This is a genomic window from Paracoccus binzhouensis (assembly GCF_016446475.1).
GTDB lineage: Bacteria > Pseudomonadota > Alphaproteobacteria > Rhodobacterales > Rhodobacteraceae > Paracoccus > Paracoccus binzhouensis.
In genome coordinates this window covers 1-19,306 of sequence record NZ_JAEHFP010000087.1, presented here as the reverse complement: position 1 = coordinate 19,306, position 19,306 = coordinate 1, and the positions used below count along the sequence as shown (strand labels likewise).

Below are 19,306 nucleotides of genomic sequence, written 5' to 3'. Positions count from 1 at the left end.
GGGGTGATGCGGCGCGGCCGCCCCTCGACCGGCAGCAGCGCGCCATGCTCGGCCAGCTGCAGCCCCGGCATCCCGGCCCGGGTGCGGCGCAGCCATTCGGCGCGCGACTCGGCAAAGGCGCGGCCGTCCGAAAGGCTGGCGCGGCTGGGCAGGGTCAGCACCACCTCGCCCCCCGCCCGCGCCACGCGCAGCGTCATGCGCCGCGCCCGGGCCGAGCGCCGCAGCGTCACCGGAATGTCGCCTCCGACCAGAATCCTGTCCATCCTGTCCCGCATCTTGCGATGGTCCGCCTGTTGCCCCATCTTTCCCCTGCACCGCCACCCGCCTGCAAGGGGAAAAGGCTTTGACAGCCCCGCCCGGCTATGGCAGGGGACAGCGGATTTACCTGAACGCGGCAGAAAGAGAATACCATGCCCAAAGAGGAATGGGGCACGAAACGCCTTTGCCCCCATTGCGCCACGCGCTTCTACGACCTGAGGAACGACCCGATGACCTGCCCGGCCTGCGGTGCGGAATTCACTGTGGAAAGCCTCAGCAACGGCCGGTCGCGCTCGCTGATCTCGGAAAAGACGGCGGCGCGGGACGAGGATCAGACCGATCTGGTCGATGACGAGGATCTGGACGACGACGCCGATACCGGCGATCTGGACGACGATCTGCTGGACGACGACGACGATGACGGCGACGTGTCGCTGGACGACATCGCCGACGTGCCGGACAGCGACGAGGAATAGGCCTCGGCGATGCGACAGCGGCCCCGGACGGCTCCCGCCGGACCGGGGCCTTTTTCTGGCCGGGGGCCCATGCGGATCATCGACAGGCAGGCGATGCGCGCCATCCTGCTGACACCCGACGACCGGGTGCTGCTGATGCGGGTGGATTACGGCGCCGGCGACTGGTGGATCACCCCCGGCGGCGGCACCGAGCCCGGCGAGACGCCCGAGGCGACCTTGCGCCGCGAACTGATGGAGGAGCTGGGCTTCGCCCTGCCCGCCCCCGGCCCGCTGGTCTGGCGCCGCCGGGTGACCATGACGCTGGGCCAGCACCACTGGCGGCAGTCCGAGGACTATTTCCTGGTCGAGACCGCCGCCTTTCGTCCCGCCGTCCAGGCCGCGCCCGAAGCCGGCAGGATCCGCGAATTCCGCTGGTGGCGCCTGGCCGAGCTGCGCCACAGCGCCGAGCGCATCGCCCCGGCGGCGCTGGCGCGCATCGTGCTGGACTATCGCGCCAACGGGCCGCCGGCCGGGCCGCTGCCCATCGAGATCGTCGGCGAGTGACGGCTAGGGCCGGTAGGCCGCGTCGAAGAATTCCACCTCCAGCCGCAGCGCCCGGCGGAAGAAGTCGCGGACCTGCCCGGCCGCCGCGGGGCCGGTGCGGTCCAGCTCGGCTTGCAGGAAGGCGACGAAATCCCGGAAGAAGGGATTGTCGTGCAGGGTGATCCATTCGGCATGGACGAAGTTGTCCGGCAGCGGCCGTGGCGCCCGGCACGCCCAGTCGAGATAGAGCCCCTCGGCCACGTTCAGCACCGCCAGCACGGCGGGATAGGACCGTGTCGCCGCCGCCTCGCGCATCAGCGCCTGGAAGCCGGCGGTGGGCGGCTTGTCGGGAATGGCGGTGCGCTGCGCCTCGTCGATGCCGAGCGCGGCGAAGGCGCGCAGGAAATAGTCATTCTCCTCGCCCGAGACCATGCCGGCGAAGCGGCCGAAGCGCAGCCGCGATTCGAAACGGTCGGCCGAGGCGATGGCCGCGCCCAGAAGCGTCAGGAAGGCGTCGAGGAAACGGTGGTCCTGGACCAGATAGGCCGCCATCGCCGCATCGGCGATACTGCCGTCGCAGAGCTCGGTCACGAAACGGTGGCCGGTGGCCGCCGTCCAGTCGGCGGCGCATTCGCGGCGCAGGATCTGGGAAAAACGCTCGGACATGCTGCCCTCCTGTCATGGGGCGAGGCCGGCTTTCCGTCATGGCCTCGCGGGGTGAGGCCGGCAAGGGAAGGGCTGAGGCAGGCCATCGGGCAGGCGTCCATCCCATCCCTGCGCCGGCATGATCCGGATCAGGTTCTAAGGGTCACCGCGCCGCTTGCGCCTGCGGTTTCTCAGCCCCCTGCCGGGACTCCCCCTGGTCGGGGCCAGACTAGCCGCCCGGCCCGGCGCTGTCACGCCCCCGAGATGCCCCTGCTCCACGGGATCGTGAGCGCGCCGGCCCCACGCCGCCGGGGCCGCAGCCGGCATTCCGGCTTGCAGCGGCGGGCGATCTGTTATCTCGTTGCAGCATGACGCGCCGGGCCGGCGCCGAACCAGGACCGGAGACCATGACCACAGGCGAAATGCCGGACCGACAACGCAGAACCGAATTCACCGAGCCGCAGGCGCAGATGCAGACCCAGACGCAGCGCGAACCGGCCAGGCAGACCGGGCTGCGGCTGCATCGCCCGCCGCTCGTGACCAACATCTCGGCCGCGCGCTGGCTGCTGCTGGCGATCGTGGCGGCCTCGATCTATTTCTTCCACGGCTTCCTGGTGCCGGTGCTGGCGGCGATGGTGATCGCGCTGGCCAGCTGGCCGTTGCGCAACCGCGCCGCCTTCCGGCTGAACCTGGGCCGCACCGGCGCCGCGGCGCTGCTGGTGCTGGTGCTGGTCTGCTTCCTGGTGGTGCCGCTGACCCTGGCGCTGGTCTATGCCTTCCGCGAGCTGCGCGACTGGATCAACTGGGCGATCATGGTCAACAGCGCCGGCGCGCCGCCGCCGGGCTGGATGGTCGACCTGCCGCAGATCGGCGACTGGCTGAACGAGAACTGGCAGACCTATATCGGCCGCCCCGGCGGCATCAGCGAGATCGTGCAGCTGGTCAGCGGCTCGAATATCGGCGCCATCTATCGCGGCGCGGTGACGGCGGGCACGCTGGCCTTCCACCTGGCGCTGACGCTGCTGTTCATGCTGATCACGCTGTTCGTGCTTTACCGCGACGGCGACCGCATCGTCGCGCAGGTGGACCTGGTGGGCCGGCGCATCCTGCCCGACCGCTGGGGCCGGCTGTCGCGGGTGGTGCCGGCCACCATCAGCTCGACCGTGACCGGCATGACGCTGATCGCCATTGGCGAGGGGGTGGTGCTGGGCCTGGCCTATTGGCTGGCCGGCGTGCCCTCTCCGGTGACCTTCGGGGTCATCACCGGCTTCATGGCGCTGATACCGGGTGGCGCGCCGCTCAGCTTCACGCTGGTCTCGATCTACCTGGCGGCCAGCGGCTCGCCGGTCGCGGGCGCGGCGCTGTTCATCTGGGGCACCTGCGAGCTGTTCGTCGTCGACAAGACCATCCGCCCGGTGCTGGTCGGTGGGCCGGTGAAGCTGCCCTTCCTGCCGACCTTCTTCGGGCTGATCGGCGGGGTGAAGACCATGGGCATCGTCGGCCTGTTCGTCGGGCCGGTGCTGATGGCGCTGCTGGTCTCGATCTGGCGGGAATGGCAGCGCGAGATCGCCGAGGACGAAGCCCGCCGCAGCGCATTGCTGGCCGAGCCGGACTGATCCCCGGCCCACGGCATGACAAAGGCGGGGCGCACACAAGGGGCGCCCCGCCTTTTCCTTTTCCCGCCGGTCTCGGCCTCGGTCAGCCGCGATGCGGTCACCGGCGGCCTCGGTCGGCCGCGTTTCAGTCGGCCGGAGCCGGGGACGGCGGCACCACCGATTCCTCCTGCGGGGGGCTGGCCAGGGTCTCGGGCAACGGCGTCAGCGTCACCCCGGCATTCGAGCCGAGCGGCTGGCCCTCGCGGTTGGTCTCGGTCGGCGCCGGAACCTCGCCCGGTTCAAGCGCGCCCTTGGTTTCGGGCTGCGCCTCTGCCCCTGCCCCGGTCCCGGCCGCGGGCCGGACGGCCGAGGGCGGCGCCGGCCGGGCGCGCTCGGACCCATCGTCGCGCAGATAGTCGAAGAACTCGCCCTGCGGCTGGATCACCAGCGAGGTATTCTCGCCCTGCAGCGACCGCTCATAGGACATCATCGAGCGGGTGAAGGCGAAGAATTCGGGATCGCGGCCGAAGGCCTCGGCATAGATGGCGTTGCGCCGCGCATCGGCCTCGCCGCGCACCACCTCGGCGCGCTTACGGGCCTCGGAAGTCAGCTCGACCACGGTGCGATCGGCGGCGGCGCGGACGCGCTGCGCCGCCTCGCCGCCGCGGGCGATCTCGTCAGCGGCCTCGCGCTCGCGCTCGGCCCGCATCCGCGCATAGGTCGCGGTCAGGTTCTGCTCGGGCAGGTCGGTGCGGGTCAGGCGCAGGTCGATGACGCGGATGCCCAGGTCCTTGGCATCCTCGCGCGCCAGGTCGCGGATGCGGTTCATCAGCGAAGTGCGGTCGTCCGACAGAACCGTGGTCGAAGGCACCGAGCCCAGCACCTGGCGGATGGCATTGGTCACGATCGGTTCGAGCCGGCTTTGCGCGAACTCGATGCCGCCGCCGCCGACGGCGCGGCGGAACTGCACCACATCGGTGATCTGCCAGCGCGCGAAGGCATCCACCACCAGGCGGCGGTCGTCCAGCGGCGTGACCTCCATCGGCGGGGTCGGCAGGCCGAGGATGCGGGCGTCGTATTTCACCACATTGTCGAGGAAGGGCACCTTGAGGCCAAGGCCCGGCTCCTCGCGCACCTCGACCACCTGGCCGAAACGCAGCACCAGCGCCTTTTCACGCACGTCGACGATATAGAGCGCCGAGATCACCAGCACGGCGACCACGACCAGGAAGGGCAGCGCCAGAATCGAGATTGCACGGTTCATCACTGGTTCCCCCCGCTGGTATTGCCCGCATCGGCATTGCCCGAAGTCCGGCTGCCCGAACTGCGGCTATTCGAGGCGGGCGCCCCGCTGCGCAGCTGATCCAGGGGCAGATAGGGCACGACGCCCTGCCCGGCCTCGCCGTCAAGGATGACCTTGTTCACCCCGCCAAGCACCTTTTCCATGGTTTCCAGATACATGCGGCGGCGCGTCACCTCGGGCGCCTTGACATATTCCTCATAGACCGAGCTGAAGCGCGCCGCCTCGCCTTCGGCGGTATTGACCGCCTCGGCGCGATAGGCTTCGGCGCGCTCGATCACCGCCGCCGCCTCGCCGCGGGCGCTGGCCAGCACGCGGTTGGCATAGGCATCGGCCTCCTTCTCGAGCCGGTCGCGTTCCTGCTGGGCGGCCTGCACCTCGCGGAAGCTGTCGATCACCTCGCGCGGCGGGTCGGCGCGGTCCAGGTTGACCCGCAGCACGTTGATCCCCGATTCGTAGTCGTTCAGCGTGTTCTGCACCGCCAGCTTCAGGTCGTCGCCGATGGCGCCGCGGTCGCGGTTCAGGATCGGCGCCAGTTCCGAGCGGGCGACGATGTCGCGCATGGCCGATTCCGAGACGGCGCGGATGGTGCCCTCGGGATCGGCCAGGTTGAACAGGAATTTCTCGGGGTCCGAGATGTTCCAGACCACCTGATAGGCCATGTCCACGATGTTCTGGTCGCGGGTCAGCATCAGCCCCGAATCCATCGGCCCGGCGCGGCCGGTGCCGATCTCGGTGGTGCGCTCGCCCGAGACCTGCACCACTTCGGCGGTGACGAAGGGCCAAGGCGCGAAGTTCAGGCCCGGATCGCCGGTGCCGACCGGCTTGCCGAACAGCAGCTCGACCGAGCGCTCCTCGGGCTTGACGGTATAGAAGCTGCTGAAGGCCCAGAGCGCCACCGCCGCCAGGCCGACCAGGCCCCAGGTGCCGCGGCTCATCTGGAATTGCGGGCCCTGCGGCCGGCGCGGCCCGTTGCCGCGGCCGCCGCCGCCCCCCTTGCCGCCCATCAGCACCCGCAGCCGATCCTGGCCCTTGCGCACCAGGTCCTCGATCTCGGGGATCTGGTCGCCGCGGCGCGGGCCCTGCGGCCGGTCGTCGCGGCCGCCCTGGTTGCCCCCGGGACTGCCCCAGGGGCGCTGGCCCCCGTCCTGCGGCGGCTGCTTGCCGCCCTTGCCGTCATCTCCGCCGCCGCCCCAGGGGCCTTGTCCCGCCATCCGTCTCGTGCCTCGCTCTCTGCTTGTCTGTCGTCTCGTTGGAAACTGGTGCCTTCGGCCGGAAAATCAAGCCGATGCGTGCTGTCTGTCGGATTTGTCATCGCCCAGCCGGCGCGTGGGCCTGCGCATGGTCACCAGCTCTTCGGCCAGGGTCGGATGCACGGCGATGGCGGCGTCGAAATCCGCCTTGGTCGCGCCCATGCCCATGGGCACGGCGACCATCTGGATCATCTCGCCGGCCTCGGGGCCGAAGATGTGGCAGCCGAGCACCCTGTCGCTTTCCGCGTCCACGATCAGCTTCATCACCGCCCGCGCATCCGAGCCCGCAAAAAGCGAGCGCATCGGCCGGAAGCTGGCGACATAGACATCGACCGGGCCGCGTCCCTGCGCCTCTTCCTCGGTCAGGCCGATGCTGGCCAGCTCGTGCGGGCGGGTATAGACGGCGCTGGCGACCAGCCGGTGATCGACCTTGCGGGGCTTTGCGCCGAAGACCGTGTCGGCGAAGCTGTGCCCCTCGCGGATCGCCACCGGGGTCAGGTTCACCCGGTCGGTCACATCGCCCACGGCATAGATCGAGGGCACCGAGCTTTGCGACCATTCGTCCACCAGGATCTCGCCCTTGCGGCCCAGCCTGACGCCGGCCTCCTCGAGGCCCAGACCCCTGGTATAGGGCGCGCGGCCGGTGGCGAACATCACCGCGTCGAAGAGCTCGGCGCTGCCGTCCTCGAAGCTGACGCGCCGCGCCTCGCCCTCGCGGTCCAGCCGCGCCGGGTTGGTGCCCAGCCGCACCTCGACGCCGATGGCGCGCAGCTGCTCGGTGACATGGCGGCGCATCTCGCCGTCGAAGCCGCGCAGCACCGCGTCGCCGCGATAGGCCAGCACCGTCTCGCAGCCCAGGCCGCGCAGGATGGTGGCGAATTCGCAGGCGATGAAGCCGCCGCCCACCACCAGCACCCGGCCGGGCAGCGTCTCCAGCGTGAACAGGTCGTCCGAGATCAGCCCCAGTTCCTCGCCCGGGATGCCGGGCAGCGAGGGGCGGCCGCCGACCGCGATCAGGATGTGCTTGGCGGTCAGGCGCTGGCCGTCGGCCAGTTCCACGGTATGCGCGTCATGGAGCCGGGCACGCTGCTTATGGATGTCCACATCCGCCGCCACCAGCCCGCCGGTATAGGCACCCTCCAGCCGGGTCAACTCGGCATCCAGCTTGTGGCGGAAGGCCTGCCAGTCGAAGCGGCCGGCATCGGCGCCCTGCCAGCCATAGCCGCGCGATTCGGCCGCGGCCGCCTCGGCCTGGCTGGCGAAGATCATCAGCTTCTTCGGGACGCAGCCGCGGATGACGCAGGTGCCGCCCATGCGGCTTTCCTCGGCCAGGCCGACGCGGGCGCCGTATTCGCTGGCGGCGATGCGCGCCGCGCGCACCCCGCCCGAGCCGCCGCCGATGACGAAAAGGTCGTAGTCGAAAGTCATTCCATGTCCTCGCGCCGCAGTTCCACCACCGAGCCGTCCGGGCAGCCGATGATTGCAAGCTGGCAAATATTCAGGAAAAGCCCGTGTTCAACCACGCCGGCGATCGCAGACAGCTCGGCCGCCAGCGCCTCGGGGTCGGGGATCGATTCCAGCGCCAGGTCCAGAACATGGTTGCCCTCGTCGGTCAGCAGCGGCTTGTCGTCGCGCTTGCGCAGCAGGATCGGCCGATGCGTCAGGTCCAGCCTGTCCAGCGCCCGCTGGATCAGCGTGCGGGTCGCCTGCCAGCCGAAGGGAATCACCTCGACCGGCAGGTGGAAGGCGCCAAGCCGGTCCACGACCTTGCCCTGATCGGCGATCACCACCATGCGGTCCGAGGCCGTCGCCACGATCTTCTCGCGCAGATGCGCGGCGCCGCCGCCCTTGATCAGGTTCAAGTCCGGGTCCACCTCGTCGGCGCCGTCGATGGTCAGGTCCAGCCAGCCGATCTGGTTCAGTTCCTCGACCTGCAGCCCCAGCGAGGCGGCCAGCTCGGCCGTGGCCTTCGACGTGGCGGCGCAGCGCAGATCGAAGCCTTCCTCCTTCACCCGCTGCGCCAGGCGGCGCACGAAGATCGCGGCGGTCGAGCCGGTGCCGAGGCCCAGGCGCATGCCCGGCTCGACCAGCGCCACGGCGGCGCGGGCGGCGGCGTCCTTGGAAAGATCGGTGGCGGCGGGGTCGGTCATGGCGATGGTCCTTGGCAGAGGGTGCGTCTTGCCCGGCGCGGGCGGTCCGCGACCTTATACGCAGAAGCGGCGCAACAGGCCATGGCCGCAAGCGTTTTTCGACCGCGACGAAACGTGCCCGCGGCAGCGATTGCCTCGCCCGCCCGGCTGACCTAAAGCTGGCGGCCATGACGATACCGGACACATATGCCGCCATCATCACCGCCGCCGGCCGCGGCACCCGCGCCGGAGACGGCCCGCCCAAGCAATGGCGTAGCCTGTCGGGCCGCTCGGTCCTGGCGCGCAGCATCGCGGCCTTCGCGGATTTCCCGCGTATCGTCGTGGTTCTGGCGCCCGAGGACATGGCGCGCGGCGTGGCGGAACTCTCCGGCCCGGTGACGCTGGTCGTGGGCGGCCCCACCCGCTCGGACAGCGTGCGCGCGGCCCTGGAAAGCCTTTCGGGCAGCGGCGTGACCCATGTGCTGATCCATGACGGCGCCCGGCCGCTGGTGTCCGACGCAGTGATCCGCGGCGTGGTCGCGGCGCTGCAGACGGGCAGCCCTGCCGCCGCCCCCGCCCTGCCCGTCACCGACGCGCTGTGGCGGGCGGATGAGGGCCGCGTCACCGGCATTGCCAGCCGCGACGGGCTGATGCGCGCCCAGACGCCGCAGGGTTTTGCGCTGGACGCCATCCTGGCCGCGCACCGCGCCTTCCCCGAGGGCGCGGCCGACGACGTCGAGCTGGCGATCCGCGCCGGCCTGCCGGTCACGGTGACGCCGGGCGACGAGGACAATCTGAAACTGACCTATGGCGCCGACCTCAAGCGCGCGCGCCGCATTCTGGAGGGCGCGATGGACATTCGCCTTGGCAACGGTTTCGACGTGCATGCCTTCACGGCGGGCGATCATGTCTGGCTGTGCGGCGTGAAGATCGCGCATGACAAGGCGCTGCTGGGCCATTCCGACGCCGATGTCGGCATGCATGCGCTGACCGACGCGATCTATGGCGCGCTGGCGCAGGGCGATATCGGCCGGCATTTCCCACCCTCGGACCCGCAATGGAAGGGAGCCGAGAGCCATATCTTCCTGCGTCATGCCGCGATGCTGGCCCGGCAGATGGGCTATGAGATCTCGAACGCCGACGTGACCCTGATCTGCGAGCGGCCCAAGGTCGGCCCCCATGCCGGCGCCATGGCGCTGCGCCTGTCCGAGATCGTCGGCGTCGAGCCCGACCGCATCAGCGTCAAGGCCACCACCTCGGAACGGCTGGGCTTCACCGGGCGCGAGGAAGGCATCGCCGCCATCGCCACCGCAACGCTGGTCCGAGGGTGAGCATGGAGCGGATGATCGCGAGCTTCTTCGGCATCGGCCATTTGCGCCCCGCGCCCGGCACCTGGGGCTCGGCAGCGGCGGTGGCGCTGGGGGTGGCGGCCCATGAATGGCTCAGCCCCTGGCTGGTGCCGGCGGGCGTCGTGCTGGCGGTGCTCTTGGGCTTCTGGGCGGTGCCGCGGGTGCTGGAGGGCAGCGCCGACAAGGATCCGTCCTGGATCGTCATCGACGAGGTCGCGGGCCAGTGGCTGGCCATGAGCTTCACGGTGGTCCCGCTGGCGCGGCACGGGGTCTCGATCCTGGATGCCTGGCCGGGCTTTGTCGCGCCCTTCCTGCTGTTTCGGCTGTTCGACATCTGGAAGCCTTGGCTGGTGGGCCGGGCCGACCGGCGCGGCGGCGCGGCGGGGGTGATGCTGGACGATCTCTGGGCCGGGTTGTTCGCCGGGCTGGTCTCGGTCATGCTGGCCGGGCTTTACCATGCGGTGCTGGAGCCGATGCTGCCGTGACCGATCCCGCCGAAATCCTCGATCTGGCACGCAAGCGCGGGGTGATGATCGCCACGGCGGAAAGCTGCACCGGCGGGCTGATCGCCGGGCGGCTGACCGATGTGCCCGGCTCGTCGGATGCGGTGGACCGCGGCTTCGTCACCTATTCCAACGCCGCCAAGATCGAGATGCTGGGCATCCGCCCCGAGACGCTGGAGACGCATGGCGCGGTCAGCGAGGAGATCGCCGCCGAGATGGCCCGGGGGGCGCTGGCGCGCTCACACGCCGGCATCGCCGTGGCGGTGACGGGGATCGCCGGGCCGGGCGGGTCGGAACACAAGCCCGAGGGCCGGGTCTGCTTCGGCCTTGCCGATGCGCGCGGCGTCCGGACCGAGACGGTCGAGTTCGGCCCGCGCGGCCGCGCCGCGGTGCGCGCCGCCACCGTCGAGCATGCGCTAGCGCTGCTGAAGGCGGCGCTGCTCTAGGCCAGCGCCCGCAGCGCCGCGGTCACGTCGTCCAGCCGCGTGTCCCAGCCGCAGACCAAGCGGATCGAGACCGGCTCCTCGCCCTCGGCATCCTGGGTATGCGGCCAGAGGTGATAGCAGATGCCGCTGGCGCAAGCCCGGCCATGCAATTCGCGCGGGATGGTGGCGAAAACCGCATTCGATTCGACGCGCTGGTCGATGCGCACCCCCGGCAGCCGCGCCAGCCCCAGCGCCAGCTCATGCGCCATGGCGTTGGCATGCCGCGCCAGCTGCAGCCACAACTCGCCCTCGAGCCAGGCCAGCACCTGTGCCGAAAGGAAGCGGTGCTTCGAGATCAGCGCCCCGGCGCGCTTGCGGCGGAACGCGAATTCCTCGGAAAGCGCCGGGTCGAAGATCACCACCGCCTCGACGCCCATGCAGCCGTTCTTGGTGCCGCCCAGCGACAGGATGTCCACCCCCGCCCGCCAGGTCAGGTCGGCGGGCGAGACGTCGAGGCTGGCCAGCGCATTGGCGAAGCGCGCCCCGTCCATATGCACGCCCAGCCCCTGTTCGCGCGCCAGCGCCGCCAGCGCCGCAACCTCGTCCGGGCCGTAGACCGTGCCCCATTCGGTGGCGTTGGTCAGGGTCAGCACCGCGTTGCGCCCGGCATGGACCGCGTCGCGGCCGTGAAGATGCAGCGCCTCGGCCAGCGCTTCGGGTGTGACCTTGCCGCCGATGCCGGGCACCGGGACCAGCTTGGCGCCGGCTGTGAAGAATTCCGGCGCCCCGGCCTCGCTTGTCTGCACATGCGCATCGGCATGGCAGAAGATCTTGCCCCAGCCGGGCGAGAGCAGCGACAGCGCCAGCGCATTGGCCGCGGTGCCGGTGGGCACGAAATGTACCGCTGCCTCGGGCGCGTCGAACAGCTCGCGCACCCGGTCCTGCGCCGCGCGGGTGACGCCGTCGCCGCCATAGGCGGGCACATGGCCTTCGTTCGCGGCCGCCAGCGCCGCCATGATGCGGGGATGCACGCCGCCAGCATTGTCCGAGGCAAAGTTCATGCCAGATCCTCGATGATATACTCGTCCCAGTCGTCCTCGGTCACCGCAAGCTCGCTGACGGTCCAGCCGCGCACCGAGGCGCCGGCGCGGTGCACCGATTCGCGATCCCCCGAGATCAGGTAATGCCAGTCGTAGAGCGGCTTGCCCTCGGCGCGCAACCGATAGGCGCAGGTCGCGGGCAGCCACCAGGCGATCTCCTTGAGCTTGGCGGGCGTCAGGACCACGCAATCGGGAACGAACTCATGGCGGTTGGCATAGCTGCAGCATTGGCAGCTATGGCCGTCCAGCAACCGGCAGGCGACCCGGGTAAAGGCCAGCTCGCCGGTATCCTCGTATTCGATCTTGTTCAGGCAGCACTTGCCGCAGCCGTCGCAAAGCGCCTCCCATTCCTGCTTGTCGAGGCGGTCCAGCGGCAGTTCCCAGAACCGGGGCCGCATCAGCGGGTCGCCAGGATCTCGCGCGCCCGGACGCTGTCGCGGTCCATCTGCGCGACCAGCGCCGGCAGGCCGTCGAACTTCGCCTCGGGGCGCAGGTATTCGACCAGCGCCACCGAAAGGTGCTGGCCATAGAGGTCGGCGGCGAAATCGAAGATATGCACTTCCAGGTTGGGCCGGTTCTCGCCGAACATCGGCCGCACGCCGATGCTGGCCACGCCCTTGTAGCTGCCGCGGTCCGGCCCGGTCAGCACGTCGACCAGCACCGCATAGATGCCGAACGCCGGCAGGTGCAGGCCGTCCACCGCCATGTTCGCGGTCGGATAGCCCAGCTCGCGGCCGCGCTTGTCGCCGTGCAGCACCTCGCCGTCGATGCGGTGCCAATGGCCCAGCATGCGCTCGGCCTCGCGGGTGCGGCCCTCGGCCAGGGCCTTGCGGATCGCGGTCGAGCTGTATTGCACCGCGCCATTGCCGACCAAGGGCGCCACGGTGACGCCGAAGCCCAGCTCGTGCCCCAGCCGCGCCAGGGTCTGGGCATCGCCCGAACGCTTGCGGCCGAAGCAGAAATCCGCGCCGACGGTGATGTGGCGCACGCCCAGCCCATCGACCAGCACCTCGCGCGCGAAGGCCTCGGGCGACAGCCCGGCCAGCACCGCGTCGAAGGGCAGTTCGTAAAGGTGATCGACCCCCAGCCGGGCCAGCCGGTTGGCGCGCGATTCCGCGTTCATCAGCCGAAAGGCGGGCGCGTCGGGGGCGAAGAACTCGCGCGGATGCGGCTCGAAGGTGATGACGCCCAGCGGCGCGTCGCAGGCGGCGCGGGCGGCGTCGATCACCGAGCGATGGCCCAGGTGCACGCCGTCGAAATTGCCCATGGCGACGGTGGCCCCGCGGGCATCGAGCGGCAGAGCTTTCCAGTCGTGATGGATGCGCAATCGGGCCCCCGCCGGGCCGGCGACCGGCCCTGTCTAGTCGAATTTGCGGCTTGGCGCCAGAACGACCGCCTCGCCTTTCAGGACGACCGTATCACCGACAAGGCAGCGGGTTGCAAGGGTCACGCGGCGCTTGGCATGGTCGATGGCCTCGACCGTGACCTCGGCGCGGACCAGGTCGCCCGGCCGCACCGGAGCCATGAATTTCAGCGTCTGGCCCAGATAGACCGTGCCATGGCCGGGCAGCTGCTCGCCGATCACCGCCGAGATCAGCCCGGCAGTCAGCATGCCATGGGCGATGCGGCCCTCGAAGATGGTGTCCCGGGCATAGGCCTCGTCCAGATGCACCGGATTGCGGTCGGTCGAGACCTGGGCGAACATCTCGATATCCTCGTCGGTCACTACCTTCTGCAGGTAGCGCATCATCCCGACCTCGAGATCCTCGATGACGATCGTGCCGCGCGGAAGGTTGTCCAGCATCATCCAATGCTCCCGATGAATGGCTCCATGCTGCATAGCAGCACGGAATCGGTCGCGCAACAAAATAACGTCAGAACTATCCAAAAGGACGGATTGTTGCCGAAGCTCAGCGCAGCCGGCCGATGCTGTAGGCCGGATCCTGGGCCCGCAGCGCCAGCCATTCGGCCAGCCGGGCCGGTTCGGGATTCTCGACATCCGGGCCGAACTGGTCGAAGCCGAGGCCGCCGGTCACGAACAGCGCATCCAGCCCCTCGCCCGCAGCGCCGGCGATATCGGTGGCGATGCCGTCGCCGATGGCGAGGATGCGGGCCTTGTCGTCCAGCCCCAGCCGGCGGCGCGCCAGATCGTAGATCGGCGGATGCGGCTTGCCGAAGGAAAGCGACGTGCCGCCCAGATCTTCGTAAAGCTCGGCCAGCGCGCCGGCGCAGTAGACCCGCTGCTCGCCCAGGTCGACCACCACGTCGGGATTGGCGCAAAGCAGCGTCAGCCCGCGTTCGCGCGCCAGCATCAGCCGGGCGCGGTAATCCTCGGGCACCTCGGTCAGGTCGTCGAACAGCCCGCAGCAGACGATGCCCTCGGCCTCGTCCAGGGGCACGCGGGCGATCGGCGGCGCGCCCTGCCATTCCTCGGGGATGTCGGTGAAGAAGCCCTCGTCCTTGGGTTGGGCGATGGCCCAGACCCGGCGGCCGACGGCGCCGGCGAACATCGCATCCTGCGCCGCGTCGCCCGAGCTGACGATGGCGTCCCAGGCGTCGCGCGGCACGCCCATGCGGTCGAGCTGGGCCGCGACATATTGCTGCGGCCGCGGCGCGTTGGTCATCAGCACCACCCGCCCGCCGCCGGCCCGGAACGCCTGCAGGGCGGCGACGGCGGCCGGGAAGGCCGCGACGCCATTGTGCAGGCACCCCCAGAGGTCGCAGAACAGGACGTCGTAATTGGTGCCGATCTCGTCGAGCGAGCGGATGATCTGCGTCATCTGGGGCCTTCCGTCTCAGACCGCCAGGGCGGGGATGATCTGCTTCTTGCGCGACATGATGCCGGGCAGCACGACCGTATCGCCCGAGACGGTGGCGTTGAAGCTCTTCTCGGCCACCTGCCTGACGAAGTCGTTCGGCACCAGCAGCGTGGCCTCCTCGTTCAGGATGTCGACGATGAACAGCAGCACCTCGTCGGCGCCGTCGGCGGCGGCGACGGCCGGCATGGCGGCGATCAGCGCGTCCTTGCGGTCCAGCAGAACCTTGGGCGCCGTGGTCTCCAGCACCGAGACGCGCAGCTGCCTGCCGCCCAGCTCGTATTCCTTGCTGTCCATGCGCAAGAGCGCCTCGTCGGTAAAGGTCGACACGTCCGACTTGGCCGCGAACATCTCGGCCGCGTATTCGGGGATCGAGACGCCCAGGTCCTTCGCCAGCTTCTCGGCCACGAAACGGTCATGCGGGGTGGTGGTCGGGCTGCGGAATTCCAGCGTGTCCGACAGGATGCAGGTCAGCATCGCGCCCTTGACGGCACGGGGGGCGCGGGCCAGGTCCTCGTCGCCGATCAGGTCGTGCATGATCGTCGCGGTGCAGGCCAGCGGGCGGATGGTGATGTTGATGGGCAGGCGGGTGCGAAGGCCGCCGGCCAGCAGGTGGTGGTCGATGATCTCGATCACCTCGGCCTCGTTGATCGAGGCCGGCAGTTCCGCCGGGTTGTTGGTGTCCACGACCACGCATTGCTCGCCCGGCGCCACGTCGGCGATGATCCCGGGCTTGTCGAGGCCCCATTTCGCCAGCATCCAGGCGGCCTCGGTGTTCGGCTCGCCCTGCAGCACGGCCTGGGCCGGGGTCTTGCGCACCTCGGACAGATACCAGGCCCAGATGATGGGCGAGCCGGTCGAGTCGGTGTCGGGGGCCTTGTGGCCGAAAACCTTGATCATGGAGATCCCCTGAAGCTTGGGCGGAAAAGTCGCGCGCCTTATATGGCCCGGGCCGGGGATTGTCTATCAACCCAGCGCCATGCCGGCGTTCAGCGCCAGCGCCAGAAGCACGGTGTTGTAGTAGAACGAGAAGGCCGAATGCAGCAGCGTCAGCCGCCGTGCCCGCGTGTCGAGCACGGTCACGTCGGCGGTCTGCGCCGCCATGCCCAGCGTGAAGCTGTAATAGAGGAAATCCCAGATCTGCGCGTCCTCCTCGGCTCCCAGGCCGGGAAAGCCCAGGTTGCGGGTCTCGCGCCCGTCGGGGCGGCGCGCGTACCACAGGCTCGCGTAATGGAAGGCCATGACGGTATGGATCATCGCCCAGCCCAGCGGCACCGAGACCAGCGCCATGACCGGCCGCAGCCAGAAGCCGGAATGCGGGTCGCGGATGGTCAGCAGGATGGCGACCAGGCTGATCGCCACCGAGCCGATGGCGATGGGCACGATCACGCTGATGCCCTCGTCGTCCAGGTCGGCGCGGCCGCGCATCATGTCGGCGGTCATGCCGCGCACCAGCGCCGCGGTCAGCAGCAGGTAGCCCAGGCAGAAACTGACCGAGAACAGCAGCAGCCGGTCCACCGCCTGCATGCGCCAGGCGCCCAGGCCGACCGCCAACCCCAGCGCGAAGCTCAGCAGGAAGCGCAGGTGCCGGCGCAGGTCGGCCAGCATCAGACCGGGGTCTGCTGGTGCTGGACGATGCGCCAGTCCCCGTCGCGGCGGATCCAGGTGGTGGTGCAAAGCGCGCGATAGGTTTCGGCCCCGGCGCGGCGGGCGATGGCGCGATAGGCGAGCACGCAAAGCTCATCGGTCTCGATGCTGGCGCGGTCGGTCATGGTGATCTCCTGCCAGCGCGGCGCACCGGACAGGCTCTCGACCACCCGGCGCCGGGTCAGGATGCCCGCGGGTGCGAAGGCCATCAGGCAGGCCCCGTCCAGCTTGCGCGTGGCTTCGGCCACCCCCGCCAGCCAGAATTCGCGTTCCTCGCGCCAGAGCTCATCCGCCATCGCCTATCCCCTCCACCGTGACCGGGCTGATGGTCCAGCCCCTGTTTTCCAGCAGCCGCAGCACGCCATGCTCGCCCGGCAGGTGCAGCGCGCCGAAGCCGGCGACCACGCCCCTGCCCTGCGCGGCCGCCTTTGCCGCCGCCTGCTCAATGGGTTCGATCCAGCTTTCGTTCCGCTGGTCCATCAGCTTTTCCTGCGCCAGCCGCATCTGCTCGTCCACCTCGGCCCGGCTGAGGCCGGACTTGTCATAGGCGTCGAAGCGGCCGAATTCCCAGATCATCCAGCTGTCGCCCGAGAAATAGGCGTCGGTCAGCGTCACCGTGTAGTCGTCGGCATGGTCCGCCGCCGGCATGGCGGCGCGGATCATGTCCTCTTCCTCTTTCGCGGTCATGCCCTCGAAAAGCGTGAAGACGGTGTCCCAGGGCTCCAGCGCCCGCACCGGCACCTCGGCCGCCCGGGCGCGGTCGATCAGCAGGTGGTCCAGCCCGCCGGTGTCGCCCTTGGCCTCGACGATGCGCAGCATGCAGGGCGAGATGCCCAGCATGACCGCCACATACCAGGGCCGCAGCCGGCTGGCGATCACCGCCGGCAGCCCCCGCTGCTCCAGCGCGGCCGAGAGTGATTTCCATTCGGTGTCGGACAGCCGCTCGGGCAGGGTCGGCCCCTCGGGGTTCACGATCAGCGTCGGATCGGCGGTCATGGCCTCGGCCAGCCTCGCCTCCTCCTCGGGGCCGGCCTCGACCAGCAGCGCGGCGGCGCGGTCGATCTCGGGGCCGAAGCGGGCCATGGTCAGTCCGTGGCGTGGATCGGCGAAATGATAGGTGCCCAGCAGCGTGACCCGCTGGCCGCCCTTTTCCGCCCGCCAGAACAGCCCCTGGTGATAGGGCACGGCGGCCGTGGCGGCGCGCAGCTCGGCCAGGCGTTCCGGCGCCATGTCGTCGAACAGGTTGCGCCCGGCGCATTCCTGCGCCCCGGCCGGCAGGGCCAGGGTCGCGGCGGCGAAAAGGGCGGTCAGGGTCGGCTTCAGGCGCATCTTCGGTTCCGGCTTGCTTGTCGTGCCCAGCATGGCACGGCCGCCGGCGCGCCGCCAGCCTAGCGCGGCCGCGGCATTTCCTGGGGCGGCGGCGCGGCCGCCAGCACGGCGCGCCAGATCCGCTCGACCTGCGCGGCCTTGGCGGCCCAGGTGAAGTCGCGCATGACCCGCGCCTGCGCCGCCGCGGCCATGGCGGGCAAGGCTTCGGGCGCGGCCGCGATGGCCTGCAGCCGGTCGCGCAGCCCCGCCACCAGTTCGGCCCGGCTGCCCATCGGGATGCGGAAGCCGGTGGCATCGTCCACCAGCTCGCCCGGCCCGGCATAGTCGGCGACCACCGGCACCACGCCGAGCGCCATGGCCTCCAGCACCACGCCGCCGCCGAATTCCCGCACCGAGGGGAAGACCAGCAATTGCGTCCGCGCGGCGACGCCTTGCACCTGCTCATGCGGCAGCCAGCCGTGGAACCGCACCGCCTGCCCCAGCCCCTCGCGCGCCACCATCGCGCGCAGATCCTCGCCCTGCGGCCCGTCGCCGATGATGTCGAGCGTCAGCTGCCCGGCGCGCAACAAGGGCAGCGCCGCCTCGATCGCCATGTCGGCGCCCTTGTAGGGCACCAGCCGGCCGATGAAGCAGCCGCGCAGCGGCAGGGTTCCCGGCTGCGGCGCGGTCAGGCTGAAGCGCGCGGGCTCTATGGCGTTCTCGGGCAGCCAGACGGTCTTGTCGCGATATCGCGCCGGGATCTCGCCCAAGGTGTGCATCGAGCCGCAGATGATCGCCGAGGCGTGGCGCAGCATCGCCCCCCTGCCCGGCAGCGCCTTGTAGGCGCCGCGGATATAGGAGAGCCATTCCCTTTCTCGCCGCCTTTCGCTGTCGAACCCCTTGGGCCAGGGCACGCCGCCGTTCAGCGGCCCTAGCACGAAGGGCACGCCCGCGCGCTTGCAGCGCGGGGCCAGCAGACTGTTGGCGGTCGGCGTCAGCGGCGTCACCCGATGCACGATGTCATAGGCGCCGGCGCGGATCCGCTCGCCGAAGGCCCGCCAGACCAGCCGCTCGAAATAGCCGTAGCCCAGGGTCGAGATTGCGGTCTTCATCGTCCAGCCGACGCCCTTGCCCATGCTCAGCCGCTCGGCCAGCCGCCACATCGGCGCGGCCAGCGCCTCGCTGTCGATGGCGGTGAAGTCCTGCCCCTCGACCAGGCCGGCGCGCAGGATCGCCTCGCGGTTGCGGACCTGGGTGACGATATGCACGTCGGCCACGGCGCGCAGCGCATGGGCCAGCGACCAGCCCACCAGCGGCACCGAGACCCATTCCGGGTTCGCCGCCTCGGCAATCACCAGAACCCTGAGCCGCCTGTCCAAGATGCCATCCCCCGCCGCTTGCCCTGATCCGGCGTAGCCGCGGCGCAGAAACCCCGTCAAGCGGATTTCGCGACGCATTTTTCCGGACCCCGGCCGTTGACAGGCCCGGGGTGCGCGCCTAGATGGGCTGCATTGGCACTCACCAAGCTCGAGTGCCAACAACGCATAACAACCTGTAACACCGGAGTGTTCACATGGCTTTCAAACCGCTGCACGACCGCGTTCTGGTCCGCCGCGTCCAGTCGGACGAGAAAACCAAGGGCGGCCTGATCATCCCCGACAGTGCCAAGGAAAAACCGGCCGAGGGCGAGATCATCGCCGTCGGCGAAGGCGCGCGCAAGGATTCGGGCGAGCTGATCGCGCCCGCGGTCAAGGCCGGCGACCGGGTGCTGTTCGGCAAATGGTCGGGCACCGAGGTCACCATCGACGGCGAAGAGCTGCTGATCATGAAGGAAAGCGACATCCTGGGCATCATCGCCTGATCGTCTCTTCCGAATAACCCATTCAAGGAGCTGAGCCAATGGCAGCGAAAGAAGTCAAGTTCAACAGCGACGCGCGCGACCGGATGCTGAAGGGTGTGAACATCCTGGCCGATGCGGTG

Annotated in this window: 22 protein-coding genes, 1 pseudogene and 1 riboswitch; of the genes and pseudogenes, 7 read left to right on the top strand and 16 right to left on the bottom strand. The window is 69.9% G+C overall.

The window, feature by feature from the left end; genetic code table 11:
- Positions 1–263 (bottom strand): annotated as a pseudogene (locus tag I9P22_RS17500) (M48 family metallopeptidase); the annotation flags it as partial.
- A 147-nt stretch (positions 264–410) separates the two neighbouring features.
- On the opposite strand from I9P22_RS17500, the gene I9P22_RS17495 reads away from it, so the two are divergent.
- Both I9P22_RS17495 and I9P22_RS17490 read left to right on the top strand, forming a co-directional pair.
- Positions 411–734 carry an FYDLN acid domain-containing protein gene (locus tag I9P22_RS17495; protein ID WP_199260778.1) on the top strand — a complete coding sequence of 108 codons (324 nt, stop codon included), beginning with the start codon at positions 411–413 and terminating at the stop codon, positions 732–734.
- Positions 735–803: 69 nt separating this feature from the next.
- Positions 804–1,277 carry an NUDIX hydrolase gene (locus I9P22_RS17490; RefSeq protein ID WP_199260777.1) on the top strand — a complete coding sequence of 158 codons (474 nt, stop codon included), beginning with the start codon at positions 804–806 and terminating at the stop codon, positions 1,275–1,277.
- Positions 1,278–1,280: 3 nt separating this feature from the next.
- On the opposite strand, the gene I9P22_RS17485 is transcribed toward I9P22_RS17490, so the two are convergent.
- Positions 1,281–1,922, bottom strand: coding sequence for a TenA family protein (locus tag I9P22_RS17485; protein ID WP_199260776.1), 642 nt, complete (start codon positions 1,920–1,922; stop codon positions 1,281–1,283).
- Between the two features lie 88 nt (positions 1,923–2,010).
- A riboswitch (TPP riboswitch) is annotated at positions 2,011–2,126 on the bottom strand.
- A 245-nt stretch (positions 2,127–2,371) separates the two neighbouring features.
- Between I9P22_RS17485 and I9P22_RS17480 the strand changes: the two genes are divergently transcribed.
- Entirely contained in the window at positions 2,372–3,517 is a 1,146-nt protein-coding gene (locus I9P22_RS17480; RefSeq protein ID WP_233253457.1) for an AI-2E family transporter, read from the top strand.
- Positions 3,518–3,641: 124 nt separating this feature from the next.
- Here the strand turns inward: I9P22_RS17480 and hflC are convergent, their stop codons facing one another.
- The 4 genes from hflC to rpiA form a co-directional block, all read right to left on the bottom strand.
- Positions 3,642–4,760 carry a protease modulator HflC gene (gene hflC, locus I9P22_RS17475; protein ID WP_199260774.1) on the bottom strand — a complete coding sequence of 373 codons (1,119 nt, stop codon included), beginning with the start codon at positions 4,758–4,760 and terminating at the stop codon, positions 3,642–3,644.
- Positions 4,760–6,010, bottom strand: a complete 1,251-nt coding sequence (gene hflK / locus I9P22_RS17470) for an FtsH protease activity modulator HflK (protein ID WP_199260773.1) — start codon at positions 6,008–6,010, stop codon at positions 4,760–4,762. The genes hflC and hflK overlap by 1 nt, the downstream gene beginning before the upstream one ends.
- Before the next feature lie 66 nt (positions 6,011–6,076).
- A complete protein-coding gene (gene gorA, locus I9P22_RS17465; protein WP_199260772.1) occupies positions 6,077–7,477 on the bottom strand; it encodes a glutathione-disulfide reductase in 1,401 nt (466 codons plus the stop codon).
- Positions 7,474–8,199 carry a ribose-5-phosphate isomerase RpiA gene (rpiA, locus tag I9P22_RS17460; RefSeq protein ID WP_199260771.1) on the bottom strand — a complete coding sequence of 242 codons (726 nt, stop codon included), beginning with the start codon at positions 8,197–8,199 and terminating at the stop codon, positions 7,474–7,476. The genes gorA and rpiA overlap by 4 nt, the downstream gene beginning before the upstream one ends.
- A gap of 167 nt (positions 8,200–8,366) precedes the next feature.
- Between rpiA and I9P22_RS17455 the strand changes: the two genes are divergently transcribed.
- The 3 genes from I9P22_RS17455 to I9P22_RS17445 are packed head-to-tail and all read left to right on the top strand — an operon-like array spanning position 8,367 to position 10,476.
- On the top strand, positions 8,367–9,509 hold the full coding sequence (locus I9P22_RS17455; RefSeq protein ID WP_199260770.1) for a bifunctional 2-C-methyl-D-erythritol 4-phosphate cytidylyltransferase/2-C-methyl-D-erythritol 2,4-cyclodiphosphate synthase: 1,143 nt from the start codon (positions 8,367–8,369) through the stop codon (positions 9,507–9,509).
- Between the two features lie 2 nt (positions 9,510–9,511).
- A complete protein-coding gene (locus I9P22_RS17450) occupies positions 9,512–10,012 on the top strand; it encodes a phosphatidylglycerophosphatase A family protein (protein ID WP_199260769.1) in 501 nt (166 codons plus the stop codon).
- Positions 10,009–10,476, top strand: a complete 468-nt coding sequence (locus tag I9P22_RS17445; RefSeq protein WP_199260768.1) for a CinA family protein — start codon at positions 10,009–10,011, stop codon at positions 10,474–10,476. The genes I9P22_RS17450 and I9P22_RS17445 overlap by 4 nt, the downstream gene beginning before the upstream one ends.
- Here the strand turns inward: I9P22_RS17445 and I9P22_RS17440 are convergent.
- The 10 genes from I9P22_RS17440 to I9P22_RS17395 form a co-directional block, all read right to left on the bottom strand.
- Positions 10,473–11,516, bottom strand: a complete 1,044-nt coding sequence (locus I9P22_RS17440) for a threonine aldolase family protein (RefSeq protein WP_199260767.1) — start codon at positions 11,514–11,516, stop codon at positions 10,473–10,475. The two genes, I9P22_RS17445 and I9P22_RS17440, sit on opposite strands and share 4 nt — an antisense overlap.
- Entirely contained in the window at positions 11,513–11,953 is a 441-nt protein-coding gene (locus tag I9P22_RS17435; RefSeq protein WP_199260766.1) for a YcgN family cysteine cluster protein, read from the bottom strand. The genes I9P22_RS17440 and I9P22_RS17435 overlap by 4 nt, the downstream gene beginning before the upstream one ends.
- Entirely contained in the window at positions 11,953–12,882 is a 930-nt protein-coding gene (locus tag I9P22_RS17430) for a bifunctional riboflavin kinase/FAD synthetase (RefSeq protein ID WP_199260765.1), read from the bottom strand. Before I9P22_RS17430 ends, I9P22_RS17435 begins: the two co-directional genes overlap by 1 nt.
- Positions 12,883–12,915: 33 nt before the next feature.
- Positions 12,916–13,359, bottom strand: coding sequence for a MaoC family dehydratase (locus I9P22_RS17425; RefSeq protein ID WP_199260764.1), 444 nt, complete (start codon positions 13,357–13,359; stop codon positions 12,916–12,918).
- 106 nt (positions 13,360–13,465) lie between these two features.
- Positions 13,466–14,335, bottom strand: coding sequence for a TIGR01459 family HAD-type hydrolase (locus I9P22_RS17420; RefSeq protein WP_199260763.1), 870 nt, complete (start codon positions 14,333–14,335; stop codon positions 13,466–13,468).
- A gap of 15 nt (positions 14,336–14,350) precedes the next feature.
- On the bottom strand, positions 14,351–15,271 hold the full coding sequence (locus I9P22_RS17415) for a manganese-dependent inorganic pyrophosphatase (RefSeq protein ID WP_199260762.1): 921 nt from the start codon (positions 15,269–15,271) through the stop codon (positions 14,351–14,353).
- A 66-nt stretch (positions 15,272–15,337) separates the two neighbouring features.
- Complete coding sequence (locus I9P22_RS17410; RefSeq protein ID WP_199260761.1) at positions 15,338–15,979, bottom strand: DUF1345 domain-containing protein; 642 nt, start codon at positions 15,977–15,979, stop codon at positions 15,338–15,340.
- Entirely contained in the window at positions 15,979–16,314 is a 336-nt protein-coding gene (locus I9P22_RS17405; RefSeq protein WP_199260760.1) for a DUF4440 domain-containing protein, read from the bottom strand. The genes I9P22_RS17410 and I9P22_RS17405 overlap by 1 nt, the downstream gene beginning before the upstream one ends.
- Positions 16,304–17,347 carry a TraB/GumN family protein gene (locus I9P22_RS17400; RefSeq protein ID WP_199260759.1) on the bottom strand — a complete coding sequence of 348 codons (1,044 nt, stop codon included), beginning with the start codon at positions 17,345–17,347 and terminating at the stop codon, positions 16,304–16,306. Before I9P22_RS17400 ends, I9P22_RS17405 begins: the two co-directional genes overlap by 11 nt.
- Before the next feature lie 59 nt (positions 17,348–17,406).
- The gene (locus I9P22_RS17395) at positions 17,407–18,708 is read right to left on the bottom strand and encodes a glycosyltransferase (protein WP_408635197.1); all 1,302 of its coding nucleotides are present in this window, start codon (positions 18,706–18,708) and stop codon (positions 17,407–17,409) included.
- Positions 18,709–18,899: 191 nt separating this feature from the next.
- On the opposite strand from I9P22_RS17395, the gene groES reads away from it, so the two are divergent.
- Complete coding sequence (gene groES / locus I9P22_RS17390; protein ID WP_199260757.1) at positions 18,900–19,187, top strand: co-chaperone GroES; 288 nt, start codon at positions 18,900–18,902, stop codon at positions 19,185–19,187.
- The last annotated feature ends 119 nt before the right edge of the window (positions 19,188–19,306 follow it).